The organism is Novosphingobium colocasiae (assembly GCF_014652555.1).
Taxonomy (GTDB): Bacteria; Pseudomonadota; Alphaproteobacteria; order Sphingomonadales; family Sphingomonadaceae; genus Novosphingobium; species Novosphingobium colocasiae.
On the sequence record NZ_BMZA01000013.1, the window covers coordinates 78313 to 93798 of the forward strand.

Sequence of the window (15486 nt, forward strand, 5' to 3'; positions counted from 1 at the left end):
GGCGGGACTCCGCGTCAAGAACATACCGGGAATCGAGCTGTGGGCGACTCACGCCAGCCCGTCGATCGCCGCCCAGCGGGTCAGGCCACGTGCGCGCGCGCGGTGGAGATCGACGCCGCCCATTGCGATCACCGGGATCGGTGAGCGCGCCGCCAGCAGCCGCCAGCGTACCGGCCCCAGCACGGCAGCGCCTGGATGGCTGCGGGTGGCGAACACCGGTGACAGCAGGATCGCGTCGGCCCCGGCGCGCAATGCCGCGGACATTTCCTGCGGCGAATGCGCCGTGGCCAGCCGCAGCAGCCCGGCCCGGTGGCCTAGGCTGGCGGGTGCACCATAAGCGCCCCCGGCCCCGGCGCGGCGGGCATCGCGCTCCGTCCCGGCCAGCACCAGCAGATGGCCGAACCGGCGCGCCAGCACCCGGATATGCTCCAGCCGGGCGCGCCGCTCCGCGGGGGGCAGGTGATAATGGCGAAAGATGATCCCCGATCCGCGCGGCAAGCGGGCCAGTGCCGCGTCCAGCAAGGCGTCTGTGCGTTCGTCGGTAACCAGCCAGATCGCCGGCAGCGGCATCGAGAGCAGAGGTATCTGGCGGTTCGGCACGTTCGCGCTATAGCACCCCGCCATGGAACGGCCAGACATCACCCCGCTTGCAGACATCCGCGCCCGCATCGCGCGCGCCGCCGCGATCGCCGGGCGCTCGCCCGCCGCTGTCGAACTGGTGGCGATTTCGAAAACCCACCCGGCCGAACGGATCATTCCGCTGATCGCGCAAGGGCAGCGGTGCTTCGGCGAAAACCGGGTGCAGGAGGCGCAGGCCAAGTGGCCGGCGCTGCGGGAGGAGCACGCGGGGCTGTCGCTGCATCTGGTCGGGCAATTGCAGTCGAACAAGGCCGAAGACGCGGTGGCGCTGTTCGATTGCATCCATTCGCTGGATCGCCCTTCGCTGGTGACGGCCCTTGCCAAAGCGATGGACAAGGCAGGGCGGCAGGTGCCGTGCTTCGTCCAGGTCAATATCGGGGCCGAGGACCAGAAGGGCGGCTGTGCCATCGCCGAAGTCCCGGCGCTGCTGGCGGCCGCGCGCGATGCGGAATTGCCGGTGATCGGCCTGATGTGCGTGCCCCCCGCCGGGATAGAGGCGGCGCCGTTCTTCGCGCTGCTCGCCAAGATCGCCGCCGACAATGGCCTCAACCGGCTGAGCATGGGCATGAGCGAGGACTTCGAAACCGCGATCATGCTGGGCGCGACGCACGTGCGGATCGGGTCGGCGCTGTTTGGGGCGCGGTAGGGGGCGGCTGGTTCCTGAGGGTCGCCCTCTTTTTCGTCATTCCCGCGAAGGCGGGAACCCAGCTCTCGACGGTGCATGTTGCGAGGGCATCAGTTGGGTCCCCGCTTTCGCGGGGATGACGAGAATAATTTTATTTCAGTAGGTTCGCTCGATCACCCTCTGACGCGGCCGACCTAATTCGGCGTATCCAACTCGTTCCCCGTCAGCGTCACCACATGCAGCAGGTTCGTCGAACCCGGCACGCCGAACGGCACCCCGGCCAGCATGATAAGCCGCGATCCGGCCGCGCCGAAGCCGTGGCGCAGGGCGAAGCGCTTGCCCTTGGCGATCATCTCCTCGAAACTGCCGATATCGCGGGTGGTGACGGTGTGCGCGCCCCACAACAGGGCCATGCGCCGCGCGGTCTTCTGTGACGGGGTCAGCACCAGCATCGGCGCGGCCGGCCGTTCGCGCGCCACCCGGCGCAGCGAACTGCCCGATCCGGTGAAGATCACGATCCCCTCGATCGGCATCGTATCGGCGATCGTCGCGCAACTGGCGGACAGCGCGTCGGCGGTGGTGGCATCGGCCGGGGTTTCGGCCAGGCGGATGCGGGTCCGATAGGTGCTGTCCTGTTCCACTTGCGCGGCGATGCGGTCCATGATCGTCACCGCTTCGACCGGCCACTGCCCGGCCGCCGTTTCGGCCGAAAGCATCACCGCATCGGCCCCGTCGTAAACCGCATTGGCGACGTCCGACACTTCGGCGCGGGTGGGGGAGGGGCTGGTGATCATCGATTCGAGCATCTGCGTTGCCACCACCACCGGCTTGCCGCAGGCGCGGGTCTTTTCGATGATGCGCTTTTGCAGCGGCGGCACTTCCTCGGGATTGAGCTCGACCCCTAGGTCACCGCGCGCGACCATGATGCCGTCGGCCATCTCGATGATCTCGTCGAGCGTGGTGATGGCGGCGGGCTTTTCGATCTTGGCCATCAGCGCGCCGCGCCCGCCCATCAGCCGCCGCGCTTCGGCCAGATCCTCCGGCCGCTGGACGAACGACAGGCCGATCCAGTCGGCATGCTGCTCCATCGCGAAGGCCAGGTCGCGGCGGTCCTTTTCGGTCAGCGCCGGCACCGGGATGATCGCATCGGGCACGTTGACGCCCTTGCGATCGGAAATCATGCCGCCCACTTCGACCGTGCACAGGATGCTGTCGGCTTCCGGCCGGATCACCACCAGCCGCAGCTTACCATCGTCCACCAGCAGCCGCTGCCCGTTCTGGAGCAGGCCGAAAAGCTCGGGGTGCGGCAGGCGGACCCGGGTCGCATCACCGGGCGCGGGGTTGCGGTCAAATGTGAAGTGCGCGCCGTGCTGCAGCAGCACCTTGCCATCCGCGAACGTACCGACCCGCAGCTTGGGGCCCTGCAGGTCGCACAGGATCGCTACCGGACGGGCAAGATCCTTCTCCACCGCGCGGATGTTGGCGATGGTCTCGGCATGGGTGGCGTGATCGCCGTGGCTCATGTTGACGCGGAAGGCATCGGCACCGCGCCGCAGCAGCATCGCGATCGTTTCCCGGTCACGGCTCGCCGGTCCCAGGGTGGCCAGGATCTTCACCTTGCGGTTCCGGGTAATCCCGCGATGATGGGGCGAACGGCGCTGGGGAGTGGTCAAGGTTGATGCGGCCTCTTGGTTGTGCGTCATGCCCTATGGCAAAGCTGTGCTGACATTTGAAGGACACCGCATAAGGAAATGAACGAAATGCCCGCAATTGACGATCTGGATGATGCCACCGCCGCCGCAGCATTCCGCCGGCTGGTCCGCCACCTCCAGCACCGCCACGATGCCCAGAACATCGAACTGATGGGCCTTGCCGGGTTCTGCCGCAACTGCCTGGCCGACTGGATTCGCGATGCTGGCTTCGAGGGTGACCGGGCCGAGGCGCGTGCGCTGATCCACGGCATGCCGTTCGACGAATGGAAAGCGGCTTATCAGACCGAAGCGACGCCCGATCAGTTGGCGCGTATGGAGGAAAGCCTGAAGAAGAACGCGCCGGGGCACTGATATAATACCAAGGCTCGTTGATCAGAACACATAGCCCTCTCCCCTTCAGGGGCTACCGCATGCACACATCGTGTTTTGGCTCATTTTAGGATGCTGGATGGAATCCGGAGACGGCCAAATGGATTCGATTTAGAATCCCAGCCGCCACTTTCGCGCAATTTTCGAAAGCGAAATTGGCTCGAACCGCGATGTGTGCATGCGGTAGCCCCTGAAGGGGAGAGGGTTGGGAGAGGGGGATGGTGCCGCTTCGCCCCCTCTCTACTCCGGCTAGGCGGACGAGCCGCCAAGCCTGCGTATCTCTCCCCTGAAGGGGAGAGAGCGACATGAGTCAGAGTTATTGAGCCTTGGTAAACGCGAAGTTCAGCTCATAAATGCGACGTAACCCTGAACTTGTTTCAGGGTCCATTTCTGCGCACGCACGCAAGTCGCTTCAGGCGCAATGGATGCTGAAACAAGTTCAGGGTGACGGCAATTCCCGAGACAAATCTCAGTTTCAAGCCCTAAAGTCGGTCTTTCTTCCCCCGTTTGCGCCGGCTCCAGCGCCACCAGCCGGCCCCGCCGAACCCCAGCGCCACCATCGCACCCTTGGCGACCCACGAGAATGCTGAACCCAGCGCGCCGACGGTCACGCCCCAGAAGATCTGGCCGACGATGGCGAGGAAATCCCCCAAGCTGCGCCCCCTGTGGCTTCAAAAATAAAAGGACGGGCCCGCACTGTTTCAGCGGACCCGCCCCTCGGTGTCTCCCGTTTCTACACAGGAGCCTGTCAGATCACTTTTTCTCCGGAGCGACTGTAATGCGCACGGTCTCACCGGAGTTCCCGGGAAATCCGGTAAACATCGCTTCGACCAGATTCGGGACAAGATACTGCAGGCGATTTGAGGAAGAGGCGGCTTCGGCCTTGCCTTCGAACAGGCGCTGGCCATCGGCCACGCGGTCGATCTTGAGGTCTATGCCGCTGGTGTAGACGGTGTAGCTTTCGACGCCGCCATCGAAGAACGGATCGTACCAGCCGTAGTGCCAGGGCCCGCCCCAGTAGCCGTAAGGACGGCCCCAGTAGCCCGCGCCGCCGCCATAGCCAAAGCCGCGATAGCCGTACCACGGGCTCCAGAACGGGGAGGCGCCGACGCCGGTGGAGCGGACGCGCTCCTTGCCGTTATCGACGCCGTAGTCGAACCGGACAAGCAGGCTGGCCTTGGCGGGATCATCGACGGCGGTATAGCCCAGCCGGGTCAGCCGTTCGCGCACGAGGCTGGCGTATTGCGAGAATTCGAGGCCGCCGCTCAGCTTCGGATCGTCAGCGACGATGGCGAAGCTCTGCCCGGCCGGGGCGGGGAGCTGCGACTGGAAACGGGATACATCGGCCTTGAACGGGGTGGTACAGGCGGCCACAGCCAGCAGCATCACGGCTGCCGCCACGGCTCTCAGCCGGCCGAGGGAGGAAACGGGGGATCGGGACATTGCGACTTTCTCCAGCAGCCTTGCGACCGTCCTCGCGCCCCATCGGCGCGCGTGCTTCGCGCAGCTTTTGCTCAGTAACGGCGCAGGGGACGCCATCGTCCCCGATTGATGCCGATAAACTTCTGAATAGGCGTTGAATGGTGGCGCGCAAGCGACAGATTGTAACGGGATGTTCAGGACATCGTCAGGCTTTGCCCGGTGGCGCGCACGTGGCACAATGCGCCGATGTCCGATGTCATCACCGTGAGGTCGCTCCAATGCGGCAAGGTCCGCGCGTTTCGCGGTGCAGACGAACCGAGCGCCATCGCCAAGGCTCCGGTCGAAGGCCCGGTTATGGTTCACCGGCTGGGGATGGCGGGCGATGAACAGGCCGATCTTGCCGTTCATGGCGGGCCGGACAAGGCGATCCATCATTACGCGCTGGATCATTACCCGTTCTGGCGCGATGCCTTGGCCGATCATCCGCTGCTGCAGACCCCGGGTGCCTTCGGCGAGAATATCTCGACCGAAGGGCTGACCGAGGAGGCCGTGTGCATCGGCGATCGCTGGCGACTGGGCAGCGCGCTCGTCGAAGTGAGCCAGGGGCGGCAACCGTGCTGGAAAGTGGACCACCGCTTCGACGGCGCGCGCGTCAACGCCACGATGGTGCGTGAACGCAAAGCCGGCTGGTACTACCGCGTCATCGAGGAAGGCTCCGTCTGCGCGGGCGATCGGCTGGAACTGGTCGATCGGCAATGGCCCGACTGGACCGTGCGACGGGTGTTCGGCCTGCTCATCGCCGGAGACCACAAGCGCGACCGGGCGGGGCTGGAAGCGCTGGGAGAAGTGACTGCGCTGGCGGAGCCCTGGGCCCGCCGCCGGCTGGTGCTGCTGGGCTGAGCCGGCGCGTCTCGACTCCCCTGGATGCGAGCAGGAGATTGATCCCGTTCCTCCTGCTCCTCCCGCTTTACCCCTTTTTCTCGTCATCCCCGCGAATACATAATGCCGCGAAGGAGCTCTCTCAGCGCCGCTTGCGCAGGATCACATAGAGCGCGCCCGGGCCACCGTGGCGGCGGTGCGCGCCGCGCAGGGCGACGATGTCGGGTCCGTGGTCGCTGGCGTGCAGCCAGTCGGCGATCTTGGCGCGGATCGCGCCGCGCTGGTTGCCGCGGTCCATCGCATCGGCGTCGCGAGGCTTGCCGGCCACCACCAGCACCACGCGCGCTCCCATCGCCTTGGCCTGCGTCAGGCCGTGGATCAAACGCTGGTACGCCGCATCGAGCCCGTGCCCGTGCAGGTCGAGGCTGAAATCGGGTGCCAGCGTGCCCTTGGCGATGCGCTTTTCCCATGAACCATCAAGGTGCAGCGGCGCATCGGATTGCGGCGTCGCGACCGGTCTGGGCGGCAGCGGGGGCGGTACCCGGCCCTTGACCTTGCGGACCGGCACCGGTGCATCGATCGGCGCGGGGGCTGGTGGCTGCGGCGAAGGCCGGGGAGCGGGCTTGCGCGGGTGCAGCGGGGTGACCGTGCGGGCCAGCGCGGCCCAGTGGCGCGCGTCCTCGTCCGAAAGTCCGCGCTGGGGCCGCCTCACAGCAGGCCGCGCCGGGCCAGCGTTCCGCGCGGCAGCAGCAGCAGCGCCTGGCCGCGCCCGCTCATCCCGCCGGCTGTGAGCCGGGCGTCGGTCCCGGCACCCCAGAAAGTATCGAACCGGTTGGCACCCTTGATCGCGCCGCCGGTATCCTGCGCCACCCACAGGCCGCTGGCGTCCTTGCGATCGAGGCTGAGCCAGACCGGCGCGCCGAGCGGGACGAACAGCGGATCGACCGCCACGGTGCTGCGCGCGTGGATCGGCACGTTCAGCGCGCCCACCGGGCCATCAGTCTGCGGTTCGAGGAAGAACACGAACGAGGTGTTGAGGTTCATCAGCTCACGCCCCTGGTCGGGGTGTTCGTGCAGAAACTGGACGATGCCCTGCATCGAGCCGGGGTATTGTCCCGGCCCCGAACCGATCAGGCCGCGATCGCGCATCACGGAGCCGATGCCCACATAGGGCAGGCCGTTCTGCCCGGCATAGCCCAGCCGCATCACGCTGCCGTCGGGCGCGCGCAGGCGGCCCGATCCCTGGACCTGAAGGAAGAAGAATTCGGCCGGATCGGCCGCCCACGCCAGTTCCAGCCCGCGCCCCGCCAGTGCCCCGGCGGCTATCTCGGTACGGGTGTAGTAAGGGACGAACCGTCCGTCGGCATCATAGCGGCCGAGCGGCATCTTGCCGTCAGGCTGGGGCTGGGCATCTCCGGGCCGCGCCCGGACAAGGTCCGGCGGCAGCGCATAGACCGGCACGTCATAGCCGGGCAGGCGGGTGCGCGATCCGGCTATTTCGGGCTCGAAATAGCCCGTAGCGAAAGCGGTGCCATCGCCGACCTGGACCGTTTCGAAGTTCTCGCGGATGAAGCCTTGCGGATCATGCCCGGTCCATGCATTCGCGGCATCGCAGGCGGGCCGCCATTCGGCGGCGAGGGTGAGGCCGCTCTTGTCGGAGCGCACGATCAGGCGCGGGCAGCTTTGCCGGAACGCCGTGATCGCGGTGGTGGCATCGGCATCGTCCAGCTCCAGGCTTTCGATGGCGAGGCCGGGCCGCGCGCCGAGCGACAGCGCGTTGGGCGGGGGCGGTGGTGCGGGTGTCGGCGGGGAGGGCTGGCCGGGGCCTCCCGGCGGGATCATGCTGGCGCAGGCGGAAAGCGCGGCGGTGAGAGCCGCCGCCAGCAGGGGTTTCCGGAACGCACGCGGCGGTATGCCAGCCGATGCTGCCCATGCCCCCCGCATCTGCGCGAAACTCCCCTGCGTCTGGTCCCGATTGCGGGCGATCAGCCCTCGTCGGTCTCGTCGAGCAGCCAGTCGGGATCGGGCGAATTCACCGCGCGGGAGAACGTCCAGACGTCCACCGCCTCGATCGCATCGTCAAGCGAACCGGCGACCACATGGCCGCTTGCGTCGCGGGTGACGGCGGCGATATCGGCGCGCAGGCGCAGGGTGATCCGGGCGATGCCGTTCTGGACGCCGGCGGAGACGAACGCGCAATCCTCGATCCGGATCAGGCGGTTGTCCAGCGTTTCGCCGGCCTGTTCCCGCGCATCGATCGCCGCGCTGAAGCCATCGTAGACGTCCTGATCGCACAGCGCGCGCAGCTCCGCGCGGTCACCCTTCCAGAACGCTTCGAGGATGACGCGGTACGCGGCCTTGGCTCCTTCGAGGAAGGCATAGGCATCGAACCGGCGATCAACCTGCGCGATTTCGGCCAGACCGCGTTCTACCGCCGGCTGCACCAGCGGCATATCGCGCGGGCGCACGGGCACGGCGGGCTGCTGCTTGCGGTCATCGACAGCGACGGGGGCGGGCATCCGGGACGGCGTGGGGCCCTGGTACCGGCTTTGCACGGGTTCTTCTTCATGCTCGGCGCGGCGACCGAGCACGGAATAGAGCCGCAGCCCCAAGAAAGCTGCGATCATCGCCAGGATCACGATTTCCACGGTCACGTCCGGTTACATCCCTTCCGCAGCAGCGCACCGCGCGAAGAAGAGAAACGGGGATCGAGACTCGCCTTCGGATGGCTGTTGCAATGCGTCATCATAGCTTCAAATAGGTAGGGTTTACAAATGAACAACGCGTGTGCGGCTGATACGTGGCATTTTTTCGACGATGCGCCGGTTTGCCGCGTCCCCGCGAAGCGATGCCGCCGCCGCCCCTTTCCCATAATTTTCCGATGCGGGAGGTTTCACCCGCCTCGAAAATGCTTTAGGCGCGCCCGCAATCCACACGTCACGAATTTTGCGGGAAAGCGAAAGCCATGTCCGACGAAGGCAACGTCATCTCCGATCTCAAGCTGGGCAACGGCGCCGATAGGGTGCCCTCGGCCGGGATCATCACCCAGTACGTCAAGGACCTCTCGGTCGAAAATCCCAATGCGCCACAGTGCTTCCAGTGGCAGGATGCGCCCAACGTCGATGTCCAGTTCAACATCGGCGCGCGCCAGATCGAGACCGACATCCACGAAGTGGAACTGAAGATCACCTGCGGGGCCAAGCACGAAGGCGGCACCGCCTATGTGATCGACCTCAGCTATTGCGCGCTGGTCGGCATGCGCAACCTCGATGAAGGCCAGGCGCATGCCTTCCTGTTCGCCGAAGCGCCGCGCATCCTGTTCCCGTTCGCGCGCCGGGTGGTGTCGGATGCCGTCCGCGATGCCGGCTTCGCCCCGCTGATGCTCGAACCGATCGATTTCAACGGCCTCTACATCCAGCAGATCCAGGCCCAGCAGGCGCAGGCGGAAGCCGACGCCGTGCAGGGCGAACCGATGGGCAACGCCTGAGCCGGGCTGACCTGACCGGCAGGCAGGCGCGCGCGGCCGCATGAACCTGGGCAAGGCCCTTGCCGGCGTCGGCGGGCTCACGCTCGCCAGCCGCATCCTGGGCCTGCTGCGCGACAGCCTGTTCGCGCGCTTCGTGGGTGCGGGCTTCGCCTCGGATGCGTTCCTGATCGCGTTCCGCCTGCCGAACATGTTCCGCGCGCTGTTCGCGGAAGGGGCGTTCGCCTCGGCGTTCATCCCCATGTTCAATCAGAAAGTGGCCGACAAGGACGGCGACGGGCTGCAGGCGGGCATCACCTTCGCCGAACAGGCGCTGTCAGTGCTGCTGCCGGTTCTGCTGGTGATGACCGTGATCCTGGAGGTCTTCGCTTGGCCGGTGACGTTCGCGCTGTCGGGCAAGTTCAACGGCGTCAGCCACGAGCAGTTCGGCTATGCGGTGATGCTGAGCCGCATCACCATTCCGTACCTGATGCTCATCAGCCTGGTATCGCTGCTGGGGGGCATCCTCAATTCCCTGCACAAGTTCTGGGTCAACGCCGCCGCGCCGATACTGCTGAACCTGACGCTGATCGTGGCGCTGCTGGGCTTTCACAACGCCGATCCGCTGGTGACGGCGCGCAATCAGGCGATCGGCGTTTCGGTGTCGGGGGCGTTGCAACTGGCGTGGCTGGCCTGGGCCTGCCGCGCTAACGGCGTGTCGCTGCGGCTGCGCCGGCCGGTGTGGAACCCTGACGTCAAACGCCTGCTGGCGCTGCTGTGGCCCGCTGCGGCCGGGGCGGGCGCGGTGCAGATCAACCTCGTCATCTCCACCGCGCTGGCCGCCTCGCTGCTGGCGCATGGCTCGGTCACGTATATCTACATGGCCGATCGGCTGAACCAGTTGCCGCTGGGGCTGATCGGCATCGGCCTCGGCACCGTACTGCTGCCGACGATTTCGCGGCAACTGGGCGGCGGCGACGAAGCGGCGGCGATGGACACGCAGAACCGGGGCATGGAACTGGCGCTGCTGCTGACGCTCCCCGCCGCCGTCGCGCTGGTGGTGTGCGGCGAGCCGATCGCGGCGGCGCTGTTCGGCTATGGCAAGTTCGATGCCGAGGATGTGCGCCACACCGCCGAGGCGCTGGCGGCGTTCTCGCTCGGCCTGCCCAGCTACATCCTCGTCAAGGTGCTGACCCCGGGCTACTATGCGCGGCAGGATACCCGCACGCCGGTGCGCTATGCGATGATCTCGATGCTGGTCAACCTGGCGGGTAATCTGGCGCTGATCGTGCCGCTCCAGCACATGGGGCCGCCGCTGGCGACCGCCATCGCCTCCACCGTGAACGTCGCGATGCTCTATTTCACGCTCGTCCGGCGCGGGCACTTCAAGGCCGATGGGCGGTTGCGGCGGCGGGCCTGGCGGCTGGGCGTGGCAGCGGCGGCGATGGGCGTGGTGCTGTGGCTGGGGCAGGGCGTGCTGACGCCGTACCTGCATGGAAGCTGGATGGTGCGCGGCGGTGCGCTGGCGGCGCTGGTCTCTGCCGGCTCGCTCGTCTATGGGCTTGCGGCGATCGTCTCGGGTGCCTTTACCCGCGATGATCTGGCGCTGCTGCGGCGGCGTCGCTAGACGCAACACCTATTCGAGTATCCAGCATGCGTATCGTCTCCGGCATCCAGCCCACCGGCAACCTGCACCTTGGCAATTACCTTGGCGCGATCCGCAACTGGGTGGCGATGCAGGATCAGGTTTCGGCCGGGGGCGGGCAGTGCCTCTATTTCCTCGCCGATCTCCACGCCATCTCGATGCCGCATGTGCCCGCGCAGCTTTCCGCCAACACGCGCGAAATGGTCGCGGCGCTGGTTGCCTGCGGGATCGACCCCGATCGCTCTATCCTGTTCAACCAGTCGCAAGTGCCGCAGCACGCCGAACTGCAGTGGCTGCTGAACGGCACCGCCCGCATGGGCTGGCTCAACCGCATGACGCAGTGGAAGGACAAGGCCGGCAAGAACCGCGAAGGCCAGTCGGTCGCGCTGTTCACCTATCCGGTGCTGCAGGCCGCCGACGTGCTGCTCTATCAGGCCACCCACGTGCCGGTGGGCGAGGACCAGAAGCAGCACCTCGAACTGGCGCGCGACATCGCGCAGAAATTCAACAACGATTTCTGCACTGAAGACGCGCCGCTGTTCACGCTGCCCGAACCCTATATCCCGCCCGAAGCGGCGCGGATCATGAGCTTGCGCGACGGCACCGCCAAGATGAGCAAGTCCGATCCCTCGGACATGAGCCGCATCAACATGACCGACGATGCCGATGCGATCATGCAGAAGGTCAAGAAGGCCAAGACCGACCCCGAGCCGTTGCCTTCCGAAGCAGCGGGGCTGGAAGGCCGGGCCGAAGCGCGCAACCTCATCGCGATCTACGCGGTCATGGCCGGAACCACCGTCGATGCGGTGCTGGCCGATTTCGGCGGGCAGGGCTTTGGCGCGTTCAAGCCGCGCCTTGGCGAATTGCTGGCCGAGACTTTGGCCCCGATCAACGAACGCTTCGTGGCCCTGCGCGAGGACAACGCGGCGCTGGACGCAATCCTGCGGGCGGGTTCGGAAAAGGCGCGGGCGCTGGCTGTGCCAACGCTGAACGCCACTTACGCGGCGCTGGGGCTGGTCAGATAACCTGCCCCCGTCCGCATCGCGTAAATTCGAGATGCTGACGGGGGCAATAGTTCCGGTGGTCAGCCGCTCGGATCACGCGGCTTGCGCCGCCTCCGCGATCTCTTGCGGCGCTTCATTGCGGATCAGGTAATCGAAGGCGCTGAGCGCGGCCTTCGATCCTTCGCCCATGGCGATGATGATCTGCTTGTACGGCACTGTCGTCGCATCGCCTGCGGCGAACACGCCGGGCAGGTTGGTCGCGCCCTTGACGTCGATCTCGATCTCGCCGCGCGGGCTGAGGGCAAGGCCGCTGTCCTTGAGCCATTCGGTGTTGGGCACCAGTCCGATCTGGACGAACACGCCTTCCAGTTCGACATGGCGCTCTTCGCCGCTGTCCCGGTCCTTGTACTTCAGGCCGTTGACCTTCTCGCCATCGCCGGTGACCTCGGTGGTCTGGGCCGAGGTGAAGATATCGACGTTCCTGAACGAGCGCAGCTTGTCCACCAGCACCTGATCGGCGCGCAGTTTGGCATCGAACTCGATGAGCGTCACATGGCCGACGATGTTGGCCAGATCGATCGCCGCCTCGACACCGGAATTGCCGCCGCCGATCACCGCCACGCGCTTGCCCTTGAACAGCGGGCCGTCGCAGTGCGGGCAATAGGCCACGCCCTTGGTCTTGTACTGCTCTTCCCCCGGCACGCCGAGGTTGCGCCAGCGCGCACCGGTGGTGAGGATCACGGAGCGCGCCTTGAGGCTGGCCCCGTTCGAAAACACCACTTCGCTGTAGCCGCCCAGTTCCTTGGCCGGGATCAGCTTTTCCGCGCGCAGGAGCGGCATCGTGTCGATGGCATATTCCTGGATATGCGCATCGAGAGCAGCGGCCAGCTTGGGACCTTCGGTATAGGGGACAGAAATGAAGTTCTCGATCCCCATGGTGTCCTGCACCTGCCCGCCCATGCGTTCGGCGGCGATGCCGGTGGAGAAGCCCTTGCGCGCGGTGTAGATCGCCGCAGATGCCCCGGCGGGCCCGCCGCCGACCACCAGCACCTCAAACGGAGCCTTTTCGGCCAGTTTCGCCGCCGCCTTGGCGTCCGCGCCGCTATCCAGCTTGGTCAGGATCTCTTCCAGGCTGATCTTGCCCGAAGCCCACATCGCGCCGTTCAGGAAGGTGGCCGGCACGGCCATGACGCCGCGCTCCTCGACCTCGGCCTGGTACGTGCCGCCTTCGATCAGGGTGACGTGCGCCTTGGGGTTCCTGAGCGCGATCAGGGTCAGCGCCTGCACGACGTCGGGGCAGTTGTGGCACGAAAGCGAGAAATACATCTCGAAGTCCAGCGGACCGTCGAGCGCGGCGATCTGGTCGAGCGCCTCGTCCGAAACCTTGGGCGGGTGCCCACCGGCCCACAGCAGGGCCAGCACCAGCGAGGTAAATTCGTGGCCCATCGGCAGGCCGGCGAAGCGCACGGCGGCTTCGGGGCGGGCGGTGGCGGCGATGGTGAAACTGGGGGTGCGGGCATCGCTGCCATCGAACCGCGCGGTCACCTTGTCGGACAGCCCGGCGATCGTGGTCAGCAGTTCGCGCGTCTCGATCGATTTTGCATCGTCGCCCAGCGCGGCGACAAGCTCGATCGGCTCGCGCAGCATGCCGAGGTATTGCGAGAGTTGTTGCGTCAGGGTGGCGTCGAGCATGGTGAGGTCCTTCCAATGCCTCCCCCGCATGGGGGAGGGATACGGAGGCTTGGCGGCGTGCCGCCTAGCCGAAGTTGGGTGGGGGCGCGGACGACGCGGCGCACGCCACCCCCATCCCAGCTTCGCTAGCGCCCTTCAGGCGCAAGCTGCGCTACCTTCCCCCTCTGCAGGGGGAAGGCGCGACTTGATCGCAGGTCTTTAGATCTTGCCGACGAGGTCGAGCGACGGAGCAAGGGTGGCGTCGCCTTCTTCCCACTTGGCCGGGCACACCTGGCCGGGGTGCTCGCGCCAGTACTTGGCGGCCTTGATCTTGCGGACGAGTTCGGCGGCGTTACGGCCCACGCCCTCGGGGGTAATTTCCACAAGCTGGATCACGCCGTCGGGATCGACCACGAAGGTCGCGCGGTCAGCCAGGCCAACGCCTTCACGCAGCACGCCGAAGTTGTTGGTCAGCGTGTGGTTCTGGTCGCCGAGGAACGCATACTTGCACTTGCCGATCGCGTCCGAGGTATCGTGCCAGGCCTTGTGCGAGAAGTGGGTGTCGGTCGACACGCCGAAAACCTCGACGCCCAGGCCCTGCAGCGTGTCGTACACGCCGGCGAGGTCCTCCAGTTCGGTCGGGCAAACGAAGGTGAAATCGGCCGGGTAGAAGAAGAACACGGCCCACTTGCCCGCAATGTCCGCCTCGGTGACGTCGAAGAAGTCCTTGCCGGCCTGGAAGGCGGTGTTCTTGAACGGCTTGATGGTGCTGCCGACGATACCCATGGAAAAATCTCCCTCGTTGTGGGTGAATGGAACGAGACGGAGATAGGCGGCGCGGATGACGTTTTGTAGCGCCTTGATCCGATTGGCCTGATCGACTTTGCCGATCAGTAGGCGGCCAATTGAGTGATTGCGTCGATGAGATGCAAATGCGAAGCCTTTGCGCTGGAAACCCGGTCCAAGCCCAAGCGGCGGTCCGCTTCTTTAGCTTTCGTTAACCAATTACAGCTTATTAATCACTTGGTTTTCTATGGAAGGCAGTGCGACGCAGCCATGCTGCACACGATCCAGAACAGCACCGTGGTCGGGCCGGAATTGTCCGGCGCATCCGCATTGCCGGGCTTCTGGCACTGCGACGTTGCGACCGATACGATCACCTGGACCGAAGGCGTCTACGAGATGTTCGGCTATCCGCGCGATGCCCGGCTCGACAGGCGCGAAGTGGTGGAACTTTACAGCGACGAATCGCGCCACAAGCTGGAACGGCTGCGCTCCCATGCCATCCGTACCGCGCAGGCGTTCAGCCTCGATGCGGCGATCCGCTGCGTGAACGGCGTGGACCGCTGGCTGCGGATCACCGGCGTGCCGCTGGTCAAGGACGGGCGGGTAGTCTCGCTGCAAGGGACGAAGCAGGACGTGACCGCCGAACGCGCGGCGTGGGAGGCGATGCGTCAGATTGCCTTGCGCGATGCCGTTACCGGCCTCGCTAACCGTTGGGCGTTCCAGCAGAGTTTTCTCGACCTGCCGACCGGCTCTGCGACGCTTGCCGAGATCGAGGCGTTGGTGCTGTTCGACATGAACCGCTTCAAGCAGATCAATGACGGCTGGGGCCATCAGGCGGGCGACGCCTGCCTGGCGGCGTTCTCGCGGCGGTTGGCCGAACGGTTTGCCGATGCGGTGCTGGTGGCGCGCATCGGCGGCGACGAATTCGCCGTTCTCCTAAGCCGCAGCGCCGCTCTTGGCTCGGCGGCGCATCGGCTGAGCCAAGCCCTGCCGCACCTGTTCGCGCCGCTCGGTTGGAACGGGCGGATACTGCCGGTGCAGGCGGCGGTGGGTATCGCCATGGCCCTTGAGGACATCCCGTGCGATCCCGCGCAACTCTATGCCTTGGCCGACGCCGATCTCTACCGCGCCAAAGCCCGCTTCCGCACCCGCGCCGAGGATCACCGCATCGCGGGATAGCGAGCGGGTTCGCCCCTCGCTTCGTCGTCCCGGACTTGATCCGGGTGTGGATTCACATCCGAAGTGCAACGGGTTGAAAGTTTCGGCTGGAG

General features: G+C 66.2%; 16 protein-coding genes. 7 read left to right on the forward strand and 9 right to left on the reverse strand.

All coding sequences use genetic code 11. From position 1 onward, the window contains the following. Positions 1 to 48: 48 nt before the first annotated feature. Positions 49 to 639 carry a thiamine phosphate synthase gene (locus IE122_RS14765; RefSeq protein WP_229814222.1) on the reverse strand — a complete coding sequence of 197 codons (591 nt, stop codon included), beginning with the start codon at positions 637 to 639 and terminating at the stop codon, positions 49 to 51. On the opposite strand from IE122_RS14765, the gene IE122_RS14770 reads away from it, so the two are divergent. Further along, entirely contained in the window at positions 623 to 1285 is a 663-nt protein-coding gene (locus tag IE122_RS14770) for a YggS family pyridoxal phosphate-dependent enzyme (protein WP_189622016.1), read from the forward strand. The genes IE122_RS14765 and IE122_RS14770 overlap by 17 nt on opposite strands. A 173-nt stretch (positions 1286 to 1458) precedes the next feature. Here IE122_RS14770 and pyk read toward each other — a convergent pair whose 3' ends face one another. Then, the gene (pyk, locus tag IE122_RS14775) at positions 1459 to 2967 is read right to left on the reverse strand and encodes a pyruvate kinase (RefSeq protein ID WP_189622017.1); all 1509 of its coding nucleotides are present in this window, start codon (positions 2965 to 2967) and stop codon (positions 1459 to 1461) included. A 57-nt stretch (positions 2968 to 3024) separates the two neighbouring features. Here pyk and IE122_RS14780 point away from each other — a divergent pair, with 57 nt between their 5' ends. After that, positions 3025 to 3327 carry a DUF1244 domain-containing protein gene (locus tag IE122_RS14780; protein WP_229814224.1) on the forward strand — a complete coding sequence of 101 codons (303 nt, stop codon included), beginning with the start codon at positions 3025 to 3027 and terminating at the stop codon, positions 3325 to 3327. A 500-nt stretch (positions 3328 to 3827) separates the two neighbouring features. Here the strand turns inward: IE122_RS14780 and IE122_RS14785 are convergent, their stop codons facing one another. Then, a complete protein-coding gene (locus IE122_RS14785) occupies positions 3828 to 3998 on the reverse strand; it encodes a hypothetical protein (RefSeq protein ID WP_189622019.1) in 171 nt (56 codons plus the stop codon). A 100-nt stretch (positions 3999 to 4098) separates the two neighbouring features. Next, a complete protein-coding gene (locus IE122_RS14790; RefSeq protein WP_189622020.1) occupies positions 4099 to 4788 on the reverse strand; it encodes a DUF4136 domain-containing protein in 690 nt (229 codons plus the stop codon). A 225-nt stretch (positions 4789 to 5013) separates the two neighbouring features. Between IE122_RS14790 and IE122_RS14795 the strand changes: the two genes are divergently transcribed. Beyond that, complete coding sequence (locus IE122_RS14795) at positions 5014 to 5667, forward strand: MOSC domain-containing protein (protein WP_189622021.1); 654 nt, start codon at positions 5014 to 5016, stop codon at positions 5665 to 5667. Between the two features lie 121 nt (positions 5668 to 5788). Here the strand turns inward: IE122_RS14795 and IE122_RS14800 are convergent, their stop codons facing one another. The 3 genes from IE122_RS14800 to IE122_RS14810 form a co-directional block, all read right to left on the reverse strand. After that, on the reverse strand, positions 5789 to 6358 hold the full coding sequence (locus IE122_RS14800; RefSeq protein ID WP_189622022.1) for a Smr/MutS family protein: 570 nt from the start codon (positions 6356 to 6358) through the stop codon (positions 5789 to 5791). Then, on the reverse strand, positions 6355 to 7488 hold the full coding sequence (gene mltA, locus IE122_RS14805; RefSeq protein ID WP_229814226.1) for a murein transglycosylase A: 1134 nt from the start codon (positions 7486 to 7488) through the stop codon (positions 6355 to 6357). The genes IE122_RS14800 and mltA overlap by 4 nt, the downstream gene beginning before the upstream one ends. Positions 7489 to 7631: 143 nt before the next feature. Further along, positions 7632 to 8300, reverse strand: coding sequence for a Tim44/TimA family putative adaptor protein (locus IE122_RS14810; protein ID WP_189622024.1), 669 nt, complete (start codon positions 8298 to 8300; stop codon positions 7632 to 7634). Positions 8301 to 8611: 311 nt separating this feature from the next. Here IE122_RS14810 and secB point away from each other — a divergent pair, with 311 nt between their 5' ends. From secB to trpS, 3 genes are read left to right on the forward strand one after another with little or no spacing between them, the layout of a single operon-like run. Further along, positions 8612 to 9133, forward strand: a complete 522-nt coding sequence (gene secB, locus IE122_RS14815) for a protein-export chaperone SecB (RefSeq protein WP_189622025.1) — start codon at positions 8612 to 8614, stop codon at positions 9131 to 9133. Between the two features lie 40 nt (positions 9134 to 9173). Then, positions 9174 to 10736 (forward strand): murein biosynthesis integral membrane protein MurJ, encoded by a 1563-nt coding sequence (gene murJ, locus IE122_RS14820; protein WP_189622026.1) that lies wholly within the window; start codon positions 9174 to 9176, stop codon positions 10734 to 10736. A gap of 26 nt (positions 10737 to 10762) precedes the next feature. Continuing rightward, positions 10763 to 11779: a tryptophan--tRNA ligase gene (gene trpS, locus IE122_RS14825; protein WP_189622027.1), complete on the forward strand. Its 1017-nt coding sequence runs from the start codon at positions 10763 to 10765 to the stop codon at positions 11777 to 11779. 72 nt (positions 11780 to 11851) lie between these two features. Here trpS and ahpF read toward each other — a convergent pair whose 3' ends face one another. Both ahpF and ahpC read right to left on the reverse strand, forming a co-directional pair. Then, entirely contained in the window at positions 11852 to 13450 is a 1599-nt protein-coding gene (gene ahpF / locus IE122_RS14830; RefSeq protein WP_189622028.1) for an alkyl hydroperoxide reductase subunit F, read from the reverse strand. Positions 13451 to 13648: 198 nt separating this feature from the next. Next, entirely contained in the window at positions 13649 to 14215 is a 567-nt protein-coding gene (gene ahpC, locus IE122_RS14835; RefSeq protein ID WP_189622029.1) for an alkyl hydroperoxide reductase subunit C, read from the reverse strand. 270 nt (positions 14216 to 14485) lie between these two features. On the opposite strand from ahpC, the gene IE122_RS14840 reads away from it, so the two are divergent. Beyond that, on the forward strand, positions 14486 to 15394 hold the full coding sequence (locus tag IE122_RS14840; protein ID WP_189622030.1) for a GGDEF domain-containing protein: 909 nt from the start codon (positions 14486 to 14488) through the stop codon (positions 15392 to 15394). The last annotated feature ends 92 nt before the right edge of the window (positions 15395 to 15486 follow it).